The organism is Sphingobium sp. PNB, assembly GCF_019873065.1.
In the GTDB taxonomy this organism is placed as follows: Bacteria; Pseudomonadota; Alphaproteobacteria; order Sphingomonadales; family Sphingomonadaceae; genus Sphingobium; species Sphingobium fuliginis.
Genome location: NZ_JAINEZ010000001.1, coordinates 96,982 through 113,174, shown reverse-complemented (window position 1 = coordinate 113,174; position 16,193 = coordinate 96,982). Strand labels below are relative to the sequence as shown.

The 16,193-nt window shown below is 66.5% G+C and carries 14 protein-coding genes; 12 read left to right on the top strand and 2 right to left on the bottom strand.

Going from position 1 to position 16,193, the window contains the following annotated elements; genetic code table 11:
- Nucleotides 1-4 precede the first annotated feature (4 nt).
- Genes K7W03_RS00470 through K7W03_RS00440 form a run of 7 tightly spaced genes read left to right on the top strand, consistent with a single transcriptional unit; the run spans nucleotide 5 to nucleotide 8,129 of the window.
- A complete protein-coding gene (locus K7W03_RS00470; RefSeq protein ID WP_025547673.1) occupies nucleotides 5-802 on the top strand; it encodes an SLBB domain-containing protein in 798 nt (265 codons plus the stop codon).
- Nucleotides 803-824: 22 nt separating this feature from the next.
- Nucleotides 825-2,087, top strand: a complete 1,263-nt coding sequence (locus K7W03_RS00465; protein ID WP_222885205.1) for an ATP-binding protein — start codon at nucleotides 825-827, stop codon at nucleotides 2,085-2,087.
- A 30-nt stretch (nucleotides 2,088-2,117) separates the two neighbouring features.
- Nucleotides 2,118-3,488 carry an exopolysaccharide biosynthesis protein gene (locus tag K7W03_RS00460; protein ID WP_025547675.1) on the top strand — a complete coding sequence of 457 codons (1,371 nt, stop codon included), beginning with the start codon at nucleotides 2,118-2,120 and terminating at the stop codon, nucleotides 3,486-3,488.
- Nucleotides 3,485-4,153, top strand: coding sequence for a tyrosine-protein kinase family protein (locus K7W03_RS00455; protein WP_037481691.1), 669 nt, complete (start codon nucleotides 3,485-3,487; stop codon nucleotides 4,151-4,153). The genes K7W03_RS00460 and K7W03_RS00455 overlap by 4 nt, the downstream gene beginning before the upstream one ends.
- A 22-nt stretch (nucleotides 4,154-4,175) precedes the next feature.
- The gene (locus K7W03_RS00450) at nucleotides 4,176-6,062 is read left to right on the top strand and encodes a WecB/TagA/CpsF family glycosyltransferase (RefSeq protein WP_099186510.1); all 1,887 of its coding nucleotides are present in this window, start codon (nucleotides 4,176-4,178) and stop codon (nucleotides 6,060-6,062) included.
- Between the two features lie 28 nt (nucleotides 6,063-6,090).
- Nucleotides 6,091-7,107: a glycosyltransferase family 2 protein gene (locus K7W03_RS00445; protein ID WP_226869581.1), complete on the top strand. Its 1,017-nt coding sequence runs from the start codon at nucleotides 6,091-6,093 to the stop codon at nucleotides 7,105-7,107.
- Nucleotides 7,104-8,129 (top strand): polysaccharide pyruvyl transferase family protein, encoded by a 1,026-nt coding sequence (locus K7W03_RS00440; RefSeq protein WP_222885204.1) that lies wholly within the window; start codon nucleotides 7,104-7,106, stop codon nucleotides 8,127-8,129. Before K7W03_RS00445 ends, K7W03_RS00440 begins: the two co-directional genes overlap by 4 nt.
- A gap of 18 nt (nucleotides 8,130-8,147) precedes the next feature.
- Here K7W03_RS00440 and K7W03_RS00435 read toward each other — a convergent pair whose 3' ends face one another.
- Nucleotides 8,148-9,116 carry a glycosyltransferase family 2 protein gene (locus K7W03_RS00435; RefSeq protein WP_226869580.1) on the bottom strand — a complete coding sequence of 323 codons (969 nt, stop codon included), beginning with the start codon at nucleotides 9,114-9,116 and terminating at the stop codon, nucleotides 8,148-8,150.
- A 133-nt stretch (nucleotides 9,117-9,249) separates the two neighbouring features.
- On the opposite strand from K7W03_RS00435, the gene K7W03_RS00430 reads away from it, so the two are divergent.
- Genes K7W03_RS00430 through K7W03_RS00410 form a run of 5 tightly spaced genes read left to right on the top strand, consistent with a single transcriptional unit; the run spans nucleotide 9,250 to nucleotide 14,896 of the window.
- Complete coding sequence (locus tag K7W03_RS00430; protein WP_025547684.1) at nucleotides 9,250-10,386, top strand: glycosyltransferase; 1,137 nt, start codon at nucleotides 9,250-9,252, stop codon at nucleotides 10,384-10,386.
- Entirely contained in the window at nucleotides 10,383-11,507 is a 1,125-nt protein-coding gene (locus K7W03_RS00425) for a polysaccharide biosynthesis protein GumK (protein WP_222885203.1), read from the top strand. Before K7W03_RS00430 ends, K7W03_RS00425 begins: the two co-directional genes overlap by 4 nt.
- Nucleotides 11,500-12,756 carry a polysaccharide biosynthesis protein GumE gene (locus K7W03_RS00420; protein ID WP_226869579.1) on the top strand — a complete coding sequence of 419 codons (1,257 nt, stop codon included), beginning with the start codon at nucleotides 11,500-11,502 and terminating at the stop codon, nucleotides 12,754-12,756. The genes K7W03_RS00425 and K7W03_RS00420 overlap by 8 nt, the downstream gene beginning before the upstream one ends.
- Nucleotides 12,753-13,832, top strand: coding sequence for an acyltransferase family protein (locus K7W03_RS00415; RefSeq protein ID WP_222885202.1), 1,080 nt, complete (start codon nucleotides 12,753-12,755; stop codon nucleotides 13,830-13,832). Before K7W03_RS00420 ends, K7W03_RS00415 begins: the two co-directional genes overlap by 4 nt.
- 20 nt (nucleotides 13,833-13,852) lie before the next feature.
- Complete coding sequence (locus K7W03_RS00410) at nucleotides 13,853-14,896, top strand: acyltransferase family protein (RefSeq protein WP_222885201.1); 1,044 nt, start codon at nucleotides 13,853-13,855, stop codon at nucleotides 14,894-14,896.
- Nucleotide 14,897: 1 nt separating this feature from the next.
- On the opposite strand, the gene K7W03_RS00405 is transcribed toward K7W03_RS00410, so the two are convergent.
- Entirely contained in the window at nucleotides 14,898-16,193 is a 1,296-nt protein-coding gene (locus K7W03_RS00405) for a hypothetical protein (RefSeq protein ID WP_222885200.1), read from the bottom strand.

Genomic DNA, 16,193 nt, shown 5'->3' with positions numbered 1-16,193 from the left:
GGCCATGAAACCGATCTTCCCTGCCCTTTCCGTCCTGATCCTTGCGTCCCTTTCCGCAGCCGTTCCGGCGGTGGCGGCCGATGCCGCGCCGGGCGCGGCGCTGGCGTCCAGCTACATATTGGGCGCCAATGACGAGATAAGGGTTTCCGTCTTCGGCGCCTATCCGTTCGACGTCAAAACCCGGATCAAGGAGGACGGCAGCGTCACCCTGCCCAGCGTCGGGGAAGTCGTGGCGCAGGGCGTGACCGCCAATGCGCTGGCGACCAAGGTGCGCGATCAGTTGAAGGCGGGCGGATATTTCGTCAATCCGATCGTCAATGTGGAGGTGGTGAGCTATGTCAGCCGGGCGGTGACCGTCTTCGGCAATCTCCAGAATCCCGGCGTCTATCCGCTGGACCGGCCGCAGACGATCGCGATGATGCTGGCCCGCACCGGCGGCGCGCGGACCGATGCCGCCGATTACGCCATATTGCAGCGTCAGGGCGAGGAAGACCGCCGCATCCCGCTGGAAGACCTGAACAGCGCGACGGGAACCGGGCAGATGCTGCGCCCCGGGGATTCGCTGTTCGTGCCCAAGGCGGAGGACGTCTTCATCTACGGCCAGGTCAACAAGCCGGGCAAGATCACCTATGAAAGCGGCATGACGCTGCGCCAGATGCTGGCGCAGGCGGGGGGGCCGACATTGGGCGGGTCCGAAAAGAAGATCAGCCTCAACCGCGGCAACCAGAGGATCAAGCGCGCCGACCTGGACATGCTGGTGAAGCCGGGCGACGTCTTCACCGTCCAGGAACGCATCTTCTGATCAGGCTGGGAAGGAACCCGAAATGTCCCTGTTTTCCTGGATAGCGCGGTGGCTGAGGCCGAAGTCCAAGCCCAAGCCCCAGAGCAAGGAGCTGGCGCGCCGCATGGCGGCCATCCGCGCCGCCGCCGCCGCCGAGCCCGCCACGCCGGCGCCCCCGACGGCCGACATGTTGCGGTCGGCCATCCGCAAGGGGTTCAACTCGACCCAGCCCGTCACCAGTTCCAGCCATCTTCACGGCCGGCAGGAACAGTTGGAACTGCTGGTCGAGGGTGTTCTGGATCGGGGAAATCACGCCCTGATCTACGGCGCGCGGGGGTCCGGCAAGACGTCGCTGGCGCGGGTCTTCGCCAATATGGCCGACGACCGGGGCTTCGTCGTGCTCTATTCGGCGTGCGAACCCGATCAGGATTTCGGGGCGCTCATCAGGCCCTATGTCGATGCCCTGGCCGGGGCGCCGGTCGACTGGCCCGCGGACCGTCCGGTCAATCCGCGGGACGTGGTCGAACAGATCGCGCCGCGCGCCCGTCGCCGCTTCATCCTGATCCTGGACGAATTCGACCGCATCACCGACGGCGCCGTGCAACATGACGTCGCAAGGCTGATGAAGATGCTGTCCGACGCGGCCATGCCGGTTCATATCGTCGCGGTGGGCATCGCGGCGGGGGTCGATGCCCTGATCGCGGGCCATGCGTCCCTGCGGCGGCACATGTCGGTGATCCCGATTTCGCGGATCGAATCCCAGGCGGTGTTCGACATCATCGCCAAGGGCGCGGGGTCGATCGGCATGGGCTTCACCGATGCCAGCCGGGAAACCATCGCCCATCTCGCCTGCGGATCGCCCTATCATGTCCGGCTGTTCTGCGCCCTCGCCTGTTTCGAGGTGATCAAGCGGAAGGAACGGAAGGTCGACCTGCCCGCGACGCTGGCCGGGGTGGCGCGGGCCGTCAATGACTGGGCGCTCACCAATGCGGAGGACGCCGCGCTGTTCCGCAAGGTGATCGCGACGAACAGCCCGCACTGGAGCATGATCGAAACCATCGCCCGCACCGCCGCCGCCCACGGCTTCATCACCCGGCGCGCGCTGGCGGATGAACGGGGCGAGCGCATCCTGTCCCAGTTGCGGGACGCGCTGATCATCGATGCGGCAGAGGATCGCATCGCCTTCCAGGACAGTCTGGCGCCGCAATTCATGCTGGCCATGCTGTTCGCCGCGCAGAACAGCGAGAAGATCGATGAGAACATCATCAGCATGAACGATCTTCATCGCCCGATCGCCGCCGAATAGGCCGGATCGCCATCGAATAGGATAGTGACTATGCTGATATTGGACATATTCCGCGCGATATTGCAGCGCTGGCGGCTGGTGGCGGGGATATTCTGCAGCGTGATGCTGCTGACCGCGATCTGGATATTGATGACGCCGCGCGAATATGTGGCGTCGGCCACGCTGCTGTTCGACACGCGCGCGCCCGACCCGCTGCCGGGCGAGACCCGCGCGGCCGGCGAACCCGCCGCCATGCTGGCGACCGAGGCGCAGATATTGCGCGGGGAGGCGATCACCGGCCATGTCACGCGCGCCCTGGGCCTCGACAAGGAACCCGAACTGCGCAGGCAGTGGTTCGACCAGACCAACGGAACCCAGACCTTCCAGGGCTGGTTGAACCGGCGGGTCCAGAGCGGGCTGGAGGTCACGCCCAGCCCGGCGGGCAGCACCATCGACATCGCCTATCGCAGCACCGATGCGGCCAGATCGGCGGAGATGGCGAATGCCTTTGCCGATGCGTTCAACAAGACCCGCCTGTCGATGAGCAATGATTTCGCCAAGCGCTACGCCGACTGGTTCAAGACCCGCCTCAGCGAATCCGAGGCGCGGATGGAAAGCGCGCAGAGCGAACTGGCGAAGTTCCAGCGCGAGCACGGCATCGTCTCCACCGGGGCGATCGATGCGGAAAGCACGCGGCTGAGCGAATTGTCGTCCAAATTGTCTACTGCCGAAGCGTCCGCCGCCGATGCGGGCGCCCGCGCCGCCGCGGGGGCGAGCATGCCCGAAGTGCAGTCGAGCGGGGTGGTCCAGGGATTGCGCGCGCAGATCGCGACCAAGTCGGCCGAAATCCGCCAGATGTCGGCGGAACTGGGGCCCAGCCATGAGTTGATGCGGGCGGCCAATTCCCAGCTCGCCCAGTTGCGGGCGGCACTGGCGCAGGAAACGGCCAAGACTTCGGGCAGCCTGTCCGCGGCCAGTTCCGCCGCCGCGGCCAACCGGGGCGCCATGCAGTCGCTGCTGAACCAGCACCGCGCCCGCATGCTGTCGCTGGCGGGCGACCGGGGCAAGCTCAACGTGCTGGAAAGCAATGTGGAATCGGCCAAGAAGCAATATGAGACCGAGACGCAGCAAATGGCCGAACTGCGCGCGAAGAGCAGCATCCCTTCGCTGAACGTGCTGCATCTGAACGCCGCCGAGGCGCCCTTGCTGCCGAACGCGCCGAACATTCCCGTGCGGCTGCTGATGATGACGATATTGGGCCTGATGCTCGCCATCGGCACGGCGGTCCTGCTGGAATGGCTACAACCCCGCGTCCGCAGCCGCGATGCGATGACATATCTGACCGGCGTGCCCGTGCTGGGACAGGCCGACCTCCGTCACATCGGACAGCAACTCCGCCTTGAAGGAGCCAAATGGTCATGAGACTCCGATCCACAGAGAGAAGCGAGCAGCCCGGCGCGATCTTCATCGCCGCCGGTCCGGGCGAAAAGCCCGAGATGAATGCCGTGGGGCCGATCCAGGTCGATCCGCTGGTCGTGGCGATCAGCGACCCGGAAGACCGGCTGGCGGTGCAGGCGCGCGACATACAGTCGACGCTGGCCGCGCTCCGCCTGGCGGACGGGCGGGCGCCCTCCTCCATCGCGGTCCTCACGGTCGGCGCGGTCGACGAGGCGGCGATCCTGACCGCCAATGTCGCGGTGTCGGCGGCGCTGAGCGGCTTGCGGACGCTGCTCGTCGACATGAAGCAGTCGGACTTCGTCCAGCACCGGCTGCTCGGCCAGACGCCGGTCACGCCCACCGATCCGGAGGATGACCTCCACGCCTTCGTCCGGCCTGCCTCGATCCCCAGACTGTCCCTGCTGGCGGCCGCATCCGACAGCCGGGATCTGGCCGATATGATGGCCGATTTCGACCTGTGCCTGGTCGACGCCAGCCATGTCGAGGACCTCGCCCTGGCAGCGGCCGGCGCGGAGGTGGCGATACTGGCCGTCAGCCGCGACGCCACCACCACGGCGGACCTCAAGTCCACGATCAACAAGCTGTCGATGCTGGGCATGCCGTTGATCGGCACGGTCATGATCGTGTGACGGCATGAAGCGTGGAACAGGCATGAAGATCGTCCATATCTCCCGCCAATATCATCCGGGCATCGGCGGGCTGGAGAATTTCACCCGCAACCTCTGCGAGGAGCAGGCGCGGGCGGGCCATGACGTGCGCATGGTCACGCTGAACCGCATCTTCGACGGCGATGGCGCGGAACTGCCCGCGCGGGAGACGATCGGCGGGGTGGAGGTCGTCCGCCTGCCCTTCCGCGGGGGACGGCGCTATCCCATTGCGCCGGCGGTGCTGCGCCATGTGCGCGATTGCGACCTGATCCACGTCCATGCCATGGATTTCTTCGTCGATTTCCTGGCCCTCACGCGCTTTCTGCACCAGAAGCCGATGGTGCTCAGCACCCATGGCGGCTTCTTCCACACAGATTATGCGCAGCGGCTGAAGCAGGTCTATTTCCACAGCATATCCCGCCTGTCGCTGAGCCGCTTCCACGCGACGATCGCCTGTAGCGAGGCGGATCAGGACAGTTTCGCGCGCATTTGCCGCCAGAGGCTGACGCTGGTGGAAAATGGCGTCGACATCGACAAGTTCGCGGCCGCCGCCGACCCGGATGCGCGGGCGATCCTCTATTTCGGCCGCATCGCCCCCAATAAGCGGATCGACCGGCTGATCCGCTGGTTCGCCGCGTTGAATGCGCTGGACCCGGCCTGGTCGCTGATCGTCGCGGGCAAGCCGATGGGCGTCGCCCTGTCCGACCTGCGCCGGATCGCCGTCGAACAGGGCGTATCCCAAAAGGTGGAATTCCACGACAGCCCCAGCGACGAGGCGCTTCGCGCGCTGATCGGGCGCAGCAGCATCTTCGCGTCGGCCAGCGCCTATGAAGGGTTCGGCATATCGTTGATCGAGGCGGTTTCCGCCGGCCTCTATCCCGCCGCCAGCGACATTCCGGCGCATCGCCGGTCCTGCGAGAAGCTGGGCGTCGGCACGCTCCTGCATTTCGACGATCCCCTGTCGGCCGCGCGGCTGCTCAAGGATTTCCGCACCGCCAGGGTCAGGGGAGCCCTGAAGGACGCGGCCGAACCGCTGCGCGGCTATAGCTGGCCGGAGGTCTCGGCGCGCATCGTGCATATCTACGACCAGATATTGGGCCATCGCCAGCGGGCCATCGGTCCAGTGAAGGTCGCCGTTCTTTCCCAGACGGAGGCGCTGGCGGAAATCCGGTCCCATGTCCGCGCGCAAAGGCCGAAGGTCATCGCCTTCTGCAATGCCCATATGGCCAATCTGGCGCGGAAGGACGACCGACTGGCCGGGGCGCTGAGCAATGCGCTGGTGCTGAACGACGGCATCGGCGTCGATCTGGCGAGCCGGTTGCGCTATGGCCGCTCCTTTCCCGTCAATCTCAACGGCACGGACTTCATCCCCGCGCTGCTGAAGGACCATCCCGAAGGGCTCCGGCTGTTCCTGGTCGGCGCGGCGCCGGGCGTGGCGGAGCGCGCGGCGGTGACGCTGCGGCGCCTGTGCCCGCGGCTCTCGATCGTGGGAATGCAGCATGGTTTCTTCGACCCGCAGGAGGAAGCGGGCCTGAGCGACCGCATAGGGGCGAGCAAGGCCGATCTGGTGCTCGCCTGCATGGGCAATCCCCGGCAGGAGATCTGGGCGGCGCGCTGGGCGCCGGAGTTCGGACGGCCCGTGCTGTGCGGCGGCGCTTTGCTCGACTTCCTCGCCGGACGGGTGCGGCGCGCCCCGGCCTGGGTGCAGCGGGCGCGGTTCGAATGGGCATGGCGGCTGTTTCAGGAGCCCACCCGGCTCGCGGACCGCTATCTGCGCGGCAATCTGAGCTTCATCGTCCATGCGCTGAAGGATGCCTGGCGCGGGCAGGATTGGGAGGATACGCCCCCGCCAGCCCCGACCACAGCCCTGCGGGGGGCCGATGCGGCCTGACCCCAGCATGGCCCCGCGCCGGACGACCATGCCAAAGCGCATTTCGGTCGTCATCCCGTTCTTCCAGCGCAAGCGCGGGCTGCTGCGCGAAGCCGTGCGGTCGGTCGCCTGCCAATATCTTCCCTGGCCCGCCGAAGTCGAACTGATCGTCGTCGACGACGGTTCGCCAGTCGCGGCCGACCTGGATGTCGATAATCTCGCCTTGCCCGACTGGATCAGGCTGCGCATCATTCGCCAGGCCAATGCCGGCCCGGCGGCGGCGCGCAACCACGGCCTGGACGCCCTATCGCCGGATTCCGGCTATATCGCCTTTCTGGATTCCGACGATCAATGGTCGACGCACCATCTGGCCTGGGGGATCGATACCCTGGGCACGGCGCATGATTTCTACTTCTGCGACAGCGCCATGCCGCCGACGACCATGTTCGCGGCCATGGCGTTTTTCCAGGCGCTGCCGGCGCAGCAGGGGGTCGAATTGCTCGACGGGACGCGCGGCACCTATCGCTTCGTCGGGACGAGCGGCGGATCGTCGATGGTGCGCGACTATCTGTGCCAGACATCGTCCGTGATCCTGCGCAGGTCGGCGGTGGGATCGCTCCGGTTCGAGGAGAGCCTGCGCTATGCCGGGGAAGACTGGCTGATGTGGGCGCGGATCGCGCATCGGGCGCGGGGCATCTGCTTCTCGCTTTCCGCCAACAGCCTGCGCGGCGAAGGCATCAACCTGTATCGCGACGCGCATGAGCGGCTGGGCGGGCGCAACCTGCGGCGCATCCTTTCCATGATCCGGGCGAACGAGCTGATGGGGGCGATCGACGGCATCGATGCGCAAAGCCTGATGCTGACGCAGCAGCGGCGACGCAGCTTCCAGATGGAACTGGCGGCGATCCTGATGCATCCGCGGCTTTATCTGGGCTTGATGGACCGGCTCCAGCGGGCGATGATCGCAAGGGCCTACCGGCACCTGTGGCGTGACCTGCCCGGCTGTTGGACGGAAATCCTGCGCCGCAAGCTGCGCCCGGCGGCCCTGCGGGAGATGCCTGCGTGAAGCTTTATTATTACCGGGCGCCGCAGGGGAATTTCGGCGACGACCTGAACGGCTGGCTCTGGGAAGAACTCGCGCCGGGCCGCTGGTCGGACGAGGATGACGGCGAGCTGTTCTGCGGCATCGGCACGATCATCGGCAACGACATGCCGCAGGCGAAACGGATCAGGGTGTTTTCCAGCGGCATCGGCTATCGTCCCGTGCCCGCCGATTTCGACAGCGGGCGGTGGAAGGTGACGGCGCTGCGCGGGCCGCTGACGGCGCAGGTGGTCGGGCGGCCGGAACGGGCGGTCGCGGACGGTGCGCTGCTGCTGTCGACCCTGCCGCGGCTGAAGCCACTGGCCGAGGAAGAACGGCACGGGACGATCTTCATTCCCCATTATGAGGCGATGGACGAAGGCCCCTGGGAAAGGGCGTGCGGGCTGGCGGGCGTGGAACTGGTCGATCCCCGGCAATGCGCGCATCGGGTGATAGAGCGCATCCGAACGGCGCGGCTGGTGATCGCGGATTCCATGCATGCCGCGATCATCGCGGATACGATGCGGGTGCCATGGGTGCCCGTTGCGTCGTCCCGGCGGATCAACAGCTTCAAATGGCTGGACTGGACCCTGTCGCTGGACCTGCCCTATGAGCCGGTGGCGCTGCCCTCGATCAGCCTGCGGGCCTATTATGAGGGGCAGGTGCAGCGCTGCATCGGACAGGATTTCCGCCTGCCGCGGCCGGACAGGGATAGCGCCATGGCGCATTACCGGCGGATGATGCGGCGGGAGGGCAATGGGCTATGGCAATCGGTGCGCCCCAAGGTGAAGCATCATCTGCGCGCGCTGCCGGGGCGCCTGCCGGCGCAGCGTGCCGCGCGGGGCGCGATGGCGCGGTGGGACAAGCGGCGGACGGAGCGCATGGCGACGGTTTTGCATCGGCTGGTCGGCGCGCCCGCTTTCCTGAGCGGCGATGCGATTTTCGCGCAGAGGGTCGAACAGTTGAGCTATGCGCTGGATGGCATTGCGGGGGGCCGTGAAGGCTGAATATTGCCTGCGGGGGCCTTAACGCGCCAGCGTCCGCGCCCTGTGCCGCCGGACCAGGTGACGGGCCAGCATCGGCCAACTGCGCCGGTCGCGCAGCATTTCCATCAGCAGCGCCCCCGGCCGGCGGGCGCGCAGGTGCGGATAGGCGCGGTTCCAGATCGCCTGGTCGCGGATCGCGTCCGCCCGTTTCGACAACAGCCCCGCCAATGCCCTGTCCGCCCGGATGCGCGGGCGGGCGAGCAGGCCCAGCGTATGGTCCCGCATGGCCTGGAGGTTGAGGATGGTGCGCGACTGGCCCGAACTGTCCGAGGAGATCGAACCGATGCGCTGCGTGAAGAGGTAAAGCCCCTCCCCCATCAGCATGAAGCGCGCGCCGGCCAGCAGCCAGTCCAGAACGAAGGCGAAATCCTCGCCATGGCGGAGGTGAGGCGGATAGTGCAGTCCGCGCGCATGGAGGAAACGGCGGCGGAAGATCGGCTTTAGCTGGCCATAATCGAAGGGGGAACGGCCGGTCATGCACTGGCCGACGAAATCCGCCGCGCCGACCTGCTGCACATGATCGTCCGCCAGCCTGAGCGCCCGGCCCGCCACGGCCTGTGCCTGCCAGTCGAAGAACAGCAGATTGTCGGCCACCAGATCGGCCTCATGCCGCCTCGCCACCCCGGTCATGCGTTGCAGCCGCCCCGGCAGGAACGCATCGTCGGCGTCGAGTATCGCGATCCACTCGCCCTGCGCTTCGGCCAGCCCCCTGTTGCGCGCGACCGAAGGTCCGCCATTTTCCGCGCTGACGATCAGGCGGACATTGTCGTGTATGCGCGTCAGGCCCCGCGCCACCCGCAGCGTGTCGTCGCTCGACGCATCGTCGATGATCAGCACTTCGACCGGCACCTGCTGCGCCAGCGCCGAATTGACCGCGCGAACCAGCGTATCCTGCGCATTATAGGCGGCAATTATCACCGAGACACAAGGGGTTAGGTTCCGCTGCATAGGTGTTATGCCTTACTCGAAACAGGGGTGGGCTTTGGATATAACAGCCGCACAAGCAGCAGCGAATTGAGGGAATACCCCTAGGATATGTCCCAAGGGTCCGAACCCGATCTTCCCAGTGCGGACAGACAACATGCCGATGGTCGCCATTTACAGACGCGGTTTCCTGCCCTTGTCGGAGACCTTCATTGCGGACCATATCCGGTCGCTGCGCCGATACCGCCCCTTCGTCATGGCCGACGACATTGTCGGCGGCCATTATCGGGACGGACAGCAACTGCATCTGCTTCATGAACCCGGCGCCGGAAAGTGGAAAAGGATCAGCAGTCGGCTGACCGGACATTACGACCATCTGGACGGACAACTGTCCTCACGCTCCGCCGGCCTGATCCACGCGCATTTCCTTCAGGACGGCGCGGGCATCCTGCCGCTTGCCCTACGGCGGCGCATGCCGCTGGTGGTGACGGCCCATGGCTATGACGCGACCGTCACCGCCCGCGAACATGCGCGGCGGACAGAGGGGCTCTGGTACCTGATGCTGAAGCCCGTCCTGATGCGCTATGTCGACGGCATCATCTGCGTGTCGAACTGGATCAGGCAGTGCCTGCTGGAGGCCGGCTATCCCGAAGGCAAGCTGCGGGTCATCCGCCTGGGCATCGACCCCGCCGCATTGCCGCAGGTGGATTCCCCCTCGCTGCGCCGGGGCGCGCTGTTCGTGGGCAGGCTGGTCGAGAAGAAGGGCGTCAACTTCCTGCTCGACGCCTGGGCGAAGCTGCCGCCCCGCCTGCGCGAGGAGCCGCTGACCATCATCGGGGACGGTCCGATGAAGCCGGCGCTGATGGATCAGGCACGAAAACTGGGCATCCAGCCGGTATTTGCCGGCCCGCAGCCGCGAGAGGCGGTGTTCGCCGCCATGGCCCGGCACAGGATCTTCGCCATGCCCAGCATCCGCGCCGCGAACGGCGACAGCGAAGGGCTGCCCATCGTGCTGATGGAGGCGCAGGCCCTGGGCATGGCTGTGGTCGCCTTCGACGACGGGCCGATGCGCGAAGCCATCCGGCCGGGGCAGAGCGGCCTGCTGGCGGAGCGGCGCGACACCGGCAGCTATGCCGCGCATCTGGAACGGCTGCTGCTGTCGGCGGATCTGTGCGAAAGCTTCGGCCGGGCAGGACGGGAATGGGTCAACAACAGTTTCCACATCCGGTCCAACATGGCGGAACTGGAAGATTATTATGACGAAATCATCGGCCGCAGGGAGAGACGCCATTGAACATCCCCATTTCGGCCGCCCTCGCACCCCATGGCGTCACCAACGCCCGCATCCTCATCCTGTCGCGCCACGATTATCGCACGGCGCGGCGCGCCAGCGTGCATTTCATCGCCCAGAAACTGGCCGAACGGGGTCATGACGTCGCCTTCCTGTCCATCGGCTACAGCTGGCTGTCGCGGCTGCGCGGCGACAGCCGGGCGGGGCTGGACCCGCGCGCCAACCGCTGGGAAACGGTGGACGGCCTGCGCGCCTATCTGTGGCGGACCCGCTGGCATCCGGTCAAGATGCCGGTGCCCGATGCGCTGACCGGCTGGCTGTTCCACCGCTGGGCCGGCATGGCCTGCCCCGCCCTGGACGAGGCGGCGGCCACGGCGGACCTCATCCTCATCGAATCCGGCATCGCCCCCGCGCTGATCCGGCGGGTGCGGGCCATCGCCCCGCATGCGCGGATCGTCTATCGCGCGACCGACCTGCTGGCGACCGCCGGCGTGCCGCCATGCATCGAAACGACGCTGCAAAGGCAGGCGCGCGACATCGACATGGTCGTGGTCGTCGCCCGCAGCATGCTGCCGCATTTCGACAGCTTCGACTGTCCGCGCATCTTCATTCCCCATGGCGTCGACCTGCGAAACCTGCGCCGGCCGACCGTCAGCCCCTATGACCGGCCGCATAATGCGGTGGCGGTCGGATCGATGCTGTTCGACGAGGGCGCGATCCGCACGCTGGCGCAGGCGGTTCCCCATTTCACCTTCCACATGATCGGAACGCCCAGGCACGCCTTCCCGTCCAATGTGGTGCTGCACGACGAGATGCCCTTCGAACGGACGCTGCCCTATATCCAGCATGCCGATGTCGGGATCGCGGCCTATCTGCCGGCGGAAGCATCGGCCTATCTGGCGGATTCCAGCCTGAAGCTGATGCAATATGGCGCCATCGGCCTGCCCGCCATCTGCCCGGATTTCGCGGTGGGCGAGCATGGGCTGCGTTTCGGCTATCGGCCGGGCGACGCCGATGGGATAGTGCAGGCCTTCGCCAGGGCCGCCCAGACGCGCCGGCGGCCAGCACCGACGCAGGATTGGGGCGATGTGGCCGACCGGCTGGTGGAGGTCGCCCTTGGCTGAGCTTGTCCTGCAAAGAGACGTCCGGATGCAAGGCGCCGGGGACATACTGCGCGCGGTCGTGCCGGTGGCGGCCATGGCGCTGCTGGCGGCGACGGTCCTGTTCAACCCGTTCCTCGCCTGGGTGAACAGCCATGTCGCGCCGATGAGCGGGTCGATCGTGTCCGTGATGCAGGGCGGCATCGTCATCTCTGCATTGCTGCTGGGCCTGTTCCAGCCGGTCGCGCTGGCGGCGCGATGGTGGACGCTGGCCGCGCTGCTGGTGATGGCCGTGCTGCTGACCAGCGCGATCCGGGCGCAGTTCAATCCCAAGATATTAGGCGACGTGCTGCTGATCCCGGCCTTCATCCTGCTGGGCACGGCGTTGCGCGCCGACCTGTTCCGCCGGTCGGTCCTCGTCATGCAGGCGTGCATCCTGCTGGTGGGGGTGTGGGAACTGGCGCGGCCGGACCAATATGGCGCCTTCTTCAACGTGGTCGATTATTATGTGAACACGCGCGGATATGACGCCGACGCCTTCTGGGCGGGCGGATCGCTGTTCCTGAGTTCGGAACGGCCGGGCGGGCGGCTGTTGCTCAACGGCTTCGGTTTCCATCGCGGGTCGTCGCTGTTCCTGGAGCCGGTGTCGCTCGGCAACTGGGCGGTCGTCGTCACCATCTTCACGGCGGCCTGCTGGCGCGAACTGTCGCGCTGGGGCCGGGCCTTCATGGTGGCGTCCACCTTCGCGCTGCTGGTGATCTGCGACGGGCGGCTCGCGATGACGGTCATCCTGCTCTTCTGCCTCTATCTGCCGCTCTGCCGCTATCTGCCCGACCGCTGGAGCGCGATGTACCTGCCTGTCATGCTGGGCCTGCTTTGGCTGGGGGACGCGTTCGGCCTGCTGATGCCCAATGGCGACAATTTCGCCGGGCGGCTGGGCATCGGCCTGCATGCGCTGGGGACGATGGATGCCGCCGCATTGCTGGGGGTCAGCCCCGAATTCGCGCGGCTGGACGATGCGGGATGGGCCGATTTCATCCAGTCCCAATCCGTGCTCATCGCGCTCGGCCTCTGGCTGGCGCTGTCGCTCACCGGGTTCGGCAGGGCGCCGGGCGACCGCATGGCGAAACATGGCACCATGCTGTTCCTCATCCTGTGCCTGCCGATCAGCAATTCGCTGCTCTCGATCAAGACGGCGGCGTTGATGTGGGCGCTCTACGGCTTCTGCTTCGCACGCGGGCGGAGGGCAGCGGACAGCACGCCCCCGGCATGAGCGGGCGGCATATTCCAGCGCTGGACGGGTTGCGCGGCTTTGCCGCGCTGATCGTGATGCTGTCGCATTTTCCCGATGTCGGGCTGCCGCCCTGGGTCAATCACCGCCTGGGCGATTATGGCGTGATGCTGTTCTTCGTGCTGAGCGGTTTCCTGATGGGCCATCTCTATCTGGGGCAGAAGCCCGACGTCGCGGCGCTGCTGCGCTATGGCGCGGCGCGGGCGGGGCGAATCCTGCCGCTTTATCTGGCGGTATCGCTGCTGTCCTTCTTCCTCTTCAGCTATGCCGATCCGGCCTTCATCTATCGCATAGACGGCCAGCAGCTCCTGCGGTTGCTCAGCTTCACCAGCGCGCAGCCGATCTTCTGGTCCATCGGCCCGGAATTCCAGTTCTATTTCCTCTTTCCGCTGGTCTGGATGGCGTTCCACAGCAGCCGCCCGAACAGGCCGGTCGCCTTCCTGGCGCTGGCGACCGCGATCTGCCTGAGCTATGCGGTCAGCAGTTGGACGCCCGGCTTCTCCGTCTTCGCAAAGCTGCACATCTTCATCGCCGGGATCGGCACGGCATTGCTGATGAAGGCGGCGCCGCCGCGCCCGCCGCTCGCCATGCTCGTGCTGGGAAGCGCCCTGGCCTTCCTGGCCGCCATCCTGCTGTCGCCGGCATGGGCCGAACCCTTCCTCTTCCCGTCGACACGCGGCGACCCCAAGCATATCGGCTATTATGGCGATCTGGCGAAGGTCCTGCTCTGCGCCTGCGTCATCCACAGCGCGACCATCGACCATCGGCTGAACGACTGGCTGTGGGGCAATGGCGCGATGCGGCGGCTGGGGGCGTGGAGCTTCTCGCTCTATCTGCTGCACATGCCCGCTTTCTATCTGGCGGGATATTTGCCGATGCCGCCGGCGCCGCGCGCCGTGGCATCGCTGCTGCTGGCGGTCGGCATCGCGGCGCTGTCCCATCGCTTCGTCGAAGGGCCGGCCAACCATTGTTTGCGCCGCCTGCTTGCAAGGCTGTTCGACCGGCAGCCCAAGGTCATCCTATTGCCCGATCTCAGCCGGGCGGAGGTTCGAAGGTGAGACGATAAGGATAAAGCCAGATGCGCAAGGAAAACAGGGTCGCGCACGGGTCGGTGAAGGAGGATGAGGGACGCATAGACTGGCTGGACGTGGCCAAGGGCCTGTCGATCCTGCTGGTCGTCTTCCATCATGCCGCGCTGACGGGTGCTTCCATCGGCCATGGCTGGGCGGTCTTTTCCACGCTCGATGCGCTGGCGAAGCCGGTCCGCATGCCGCTGTTCTTCGCCATAGCGGGGCTGTTCGCCGCCGGGGCGCTCAGCCGGTCCTGGGGCCAGCTGCTGACCGGCCGGGTGGCCAATCTCGTCTGGCTCTACAGCCTGTGGACCGTGATCTACTGGCTGTTCTTCCGCTATTTCGACCCGACCGACGGGCTGAAGCCGCTGGGCCTTTCCAAATGGCAGCTCATCTATATGTGGATCATCCCGCCCAGCGGACAATGGTTCCTGTGGCTGATGGCGATCTATCTGGTCCTTGCCAAGGCGATTGCCCGCTTCCGAAGCCCCGTCCATCTGTCGGCGATCTTCCTGCTTTGCGTCCTGTCGGCCGGGCCGGTGGCGGAACTGCCCCATTATCCGTGGCGCAACGGCCTGCTCTATGCGCCCTTCTTCATCGGCGGGGCATGGTATGGCCGGGCGCTGGCGGAGCGGGCGCCGCGCCATGCCGCGACGCTGATCGTCGGCGGAACGGCAGGCTTTGCGGCCCTTTTGATGCTGACGCGCCATCCCGGCGCGCAGATCGGCCTGTCCATGGCGGGCCTGATGGCGGCAGTCGGCCTCGCCCTGTTGCTCAGCCGGATTTCGTGGCTGAAGGGGCCGCTGATCTTCTTCGGGCGGCGAACGCTCAGCATCTATCTCGGCCATGGGCTGGTCATCGCCGCGCTGTCCATGCCGCTGTCCGTCCTGCCGCTGGGGGATCATGCCTTTCTATGGGTCACGCCCTTCCTGATACTGTTCTCCCTGTTCGGATCGCTGGTCCTTCACGACCGGGTGGGAAGTCTGGGCCGGATGTGGCTCTATAGCGACGAGGGCATGCGGCAGTCCTTGCCGAAGCGGTTCAGCATCTGACTCAGCTGCCGGATGCGCGGCCATGCTGCTTGTCCAGGGCAATCTGGTTGGAAAGCTTCGCCGCGGTCAGAAACTGCCGCTCATTATGGATGGAACCGACGGCGATGAAGAGAATCAGCGCGCCGACGACTGCCTTGCGATAGGGGGAGAACCATCCCAGCGCCGCGAAAGCCAGCGCGGCAACCGCGATGTCCGCCGCGTAGAGGAAGGTGATTTCCCCATAGCCGCTGTGGAAGAGGATCTTCGAAGCCAGGAACAGACCCAGCGCCAAGCCGATGGGCCGCCTCTGCCGGTCGGCCAGCGTTCCCGCAACGCCCCCGGCCAGCAGGACCAGCCAGGCGGCGGCGGCGATGCCGCCCGCGACGCCCCACTGGCCGAGCGGCGCGAACTGGTTGGTCACGACCGTCGAGGAGCCGATCTCCGTCTGCATGTCGGCCCGCTGCGGCGATGGCACGACGCCCGGCATCAGCAGGGCGTTGCGCGCGCTGATGGACGGGCGCCATGCCATGCCGGCTGCGTGCATCTTCGGTCCGGCATAGGTCTTTTCCTTGACGACGATGCGCGGGTCGAGCCAGAAGGCGGCGCGGTGCAACAGCTTCATCTGGACCGCCGATACCGCCGACACCAGAAGGAAGGTGCCCCCGCTGACCAGCAGGAACTGGCGGAACGGCAGGCGGAAGAAGGCGGCCGCCAGCCCCAGGCCCCAATTGGTGATCAGCATCGCGACGCTTGCCGCCGAAGCGACGATCCAGCCGGAGCGGGGCAGGCTCCGCATCGAACAGGTGAAGATCAGCATCAGCACGATGCCGGTCGCGCTGAATGCATAGGTTTCGATAAAGGCATACCAGTGGAGGAAACCGGCGCTGGCGAGCAATGCGAGGGTGAAGCCGGCGGCCGCCGCGGGGGCAAGGCCCATCAGCCGCATCGCCACATGGAAGCCCCCCGCGCTGACCGCGGCGGCGAGCATCAGCAGCAGGCCGATCGCCTGCATCGGCGGCAGGCCCAGCAAGGCCAGCGCCTTGACCGATGACAATGCGGTTATGGAAAAGAGCGGATGGGCGACGGTGCGGTTCTGGTACGGGCTCCAGCGCTCCGTCATGTTGGAGATGACGCGGGGCGGATCGGCCTGGAAATAGATGTTGAACGTGTCATAGACCTGCGGCGACAGCGCCTTGCCGTTGAACAGGCAGATCGCCATGGCCGTCATGCTGAGCAGGATGACCAGCACCAGGTCGACGCGGCCGACGCCGATCGGCCAGATGCGGCGGGCGGGCGCGCCAAGCGCGGTCGCGGCCAT

What these genes read in the sequence shown, in the direction of transcription:
- K7W03_RS00450 (WP_099186510.1), top strand. Translation starts at nt 4,176, where the DNA reads ATGAAGATCGTCCATATCTCCCGCCAATATCATCCGGGCATCGGCGGG.
- K7W03_RS00405 (WP_222885200.1), bottom strand. Translation starts at nt 16,193, where the DNA reads ATGGCCGCGACCGCGCTTGGCGCGCCCGCCCGCCGCATCTGGCCGATC.
- K7W03_RS00470 (WP_025547673.1), top strand. Translation starts at nt 5, where the DNA reads ATGAAACCGATCTTCCCTGCCCTTTCCGTCCTGATCCTTGCGTCCCTT.
- K7W03_RS00415 (WP_222885202.1), top strand. Translation starts at nt 12,753, where the DNA reads ATGAGCGGGCGGCATATTCCAGCGCTGGACGGGTTGCGCGGCTTTGCC.
- K7W03_RS00435 (WP_226869580.1), bottom strand. Translation starts at nt 9,116, where the DNA reads ATGCAGCGGAACCTAACCCCTTGTGTCTCGGTGATAATTGCCGCCTAT.
- K7W03_RS00430 (WP_025547684.1), top strand. Translation starts at nt 9,250, where the DNA reads ATGCCGATGGTCGCCATTTACAGACGCGGTTTCCTGCCCTTGTCGGAG.
- K7W03_RS00410 (WP_222885201.1), top strand. Translation starts at nt 13,853, where the DNA reads ATGCGCAAGGAAAACAGGGTCGCGCACGGGTCGGTGAAGGAGGATGAG.
- K7W03_RS00460 (WP_025547675.1), top strand. Translation starts at nt 2,118, where the DNA reads ATGCTGATATTGGACATATTCCGCGCGATATTGCAGCGCTGGCGGCTG.
- K7W03_RS00455 (WP_037481691.1), top strand. Translation starts at nt 3,485, where the DNA reads ATGAGACTCCGATCCACAGAGAGAAGCGAGCAGCCCGGCGCGATCTTC.
- K7W03_RS00445 (WP_226869581.1), top strand. Translation starts at nt 6,091, where the DNA reads ATGCCAAAGCGCATTTCGGTCGTCATCCCGTTCTTCCAGCGCAAGCGC.
- K7W03_RS00465 (WP_222885205.1), top strand. Translation starts at nt 825, where the DNA reads ATGTCCCTGTTTTCCTGGATAGCGCGGTGGCTGAGGCCGAAGTCCAAG.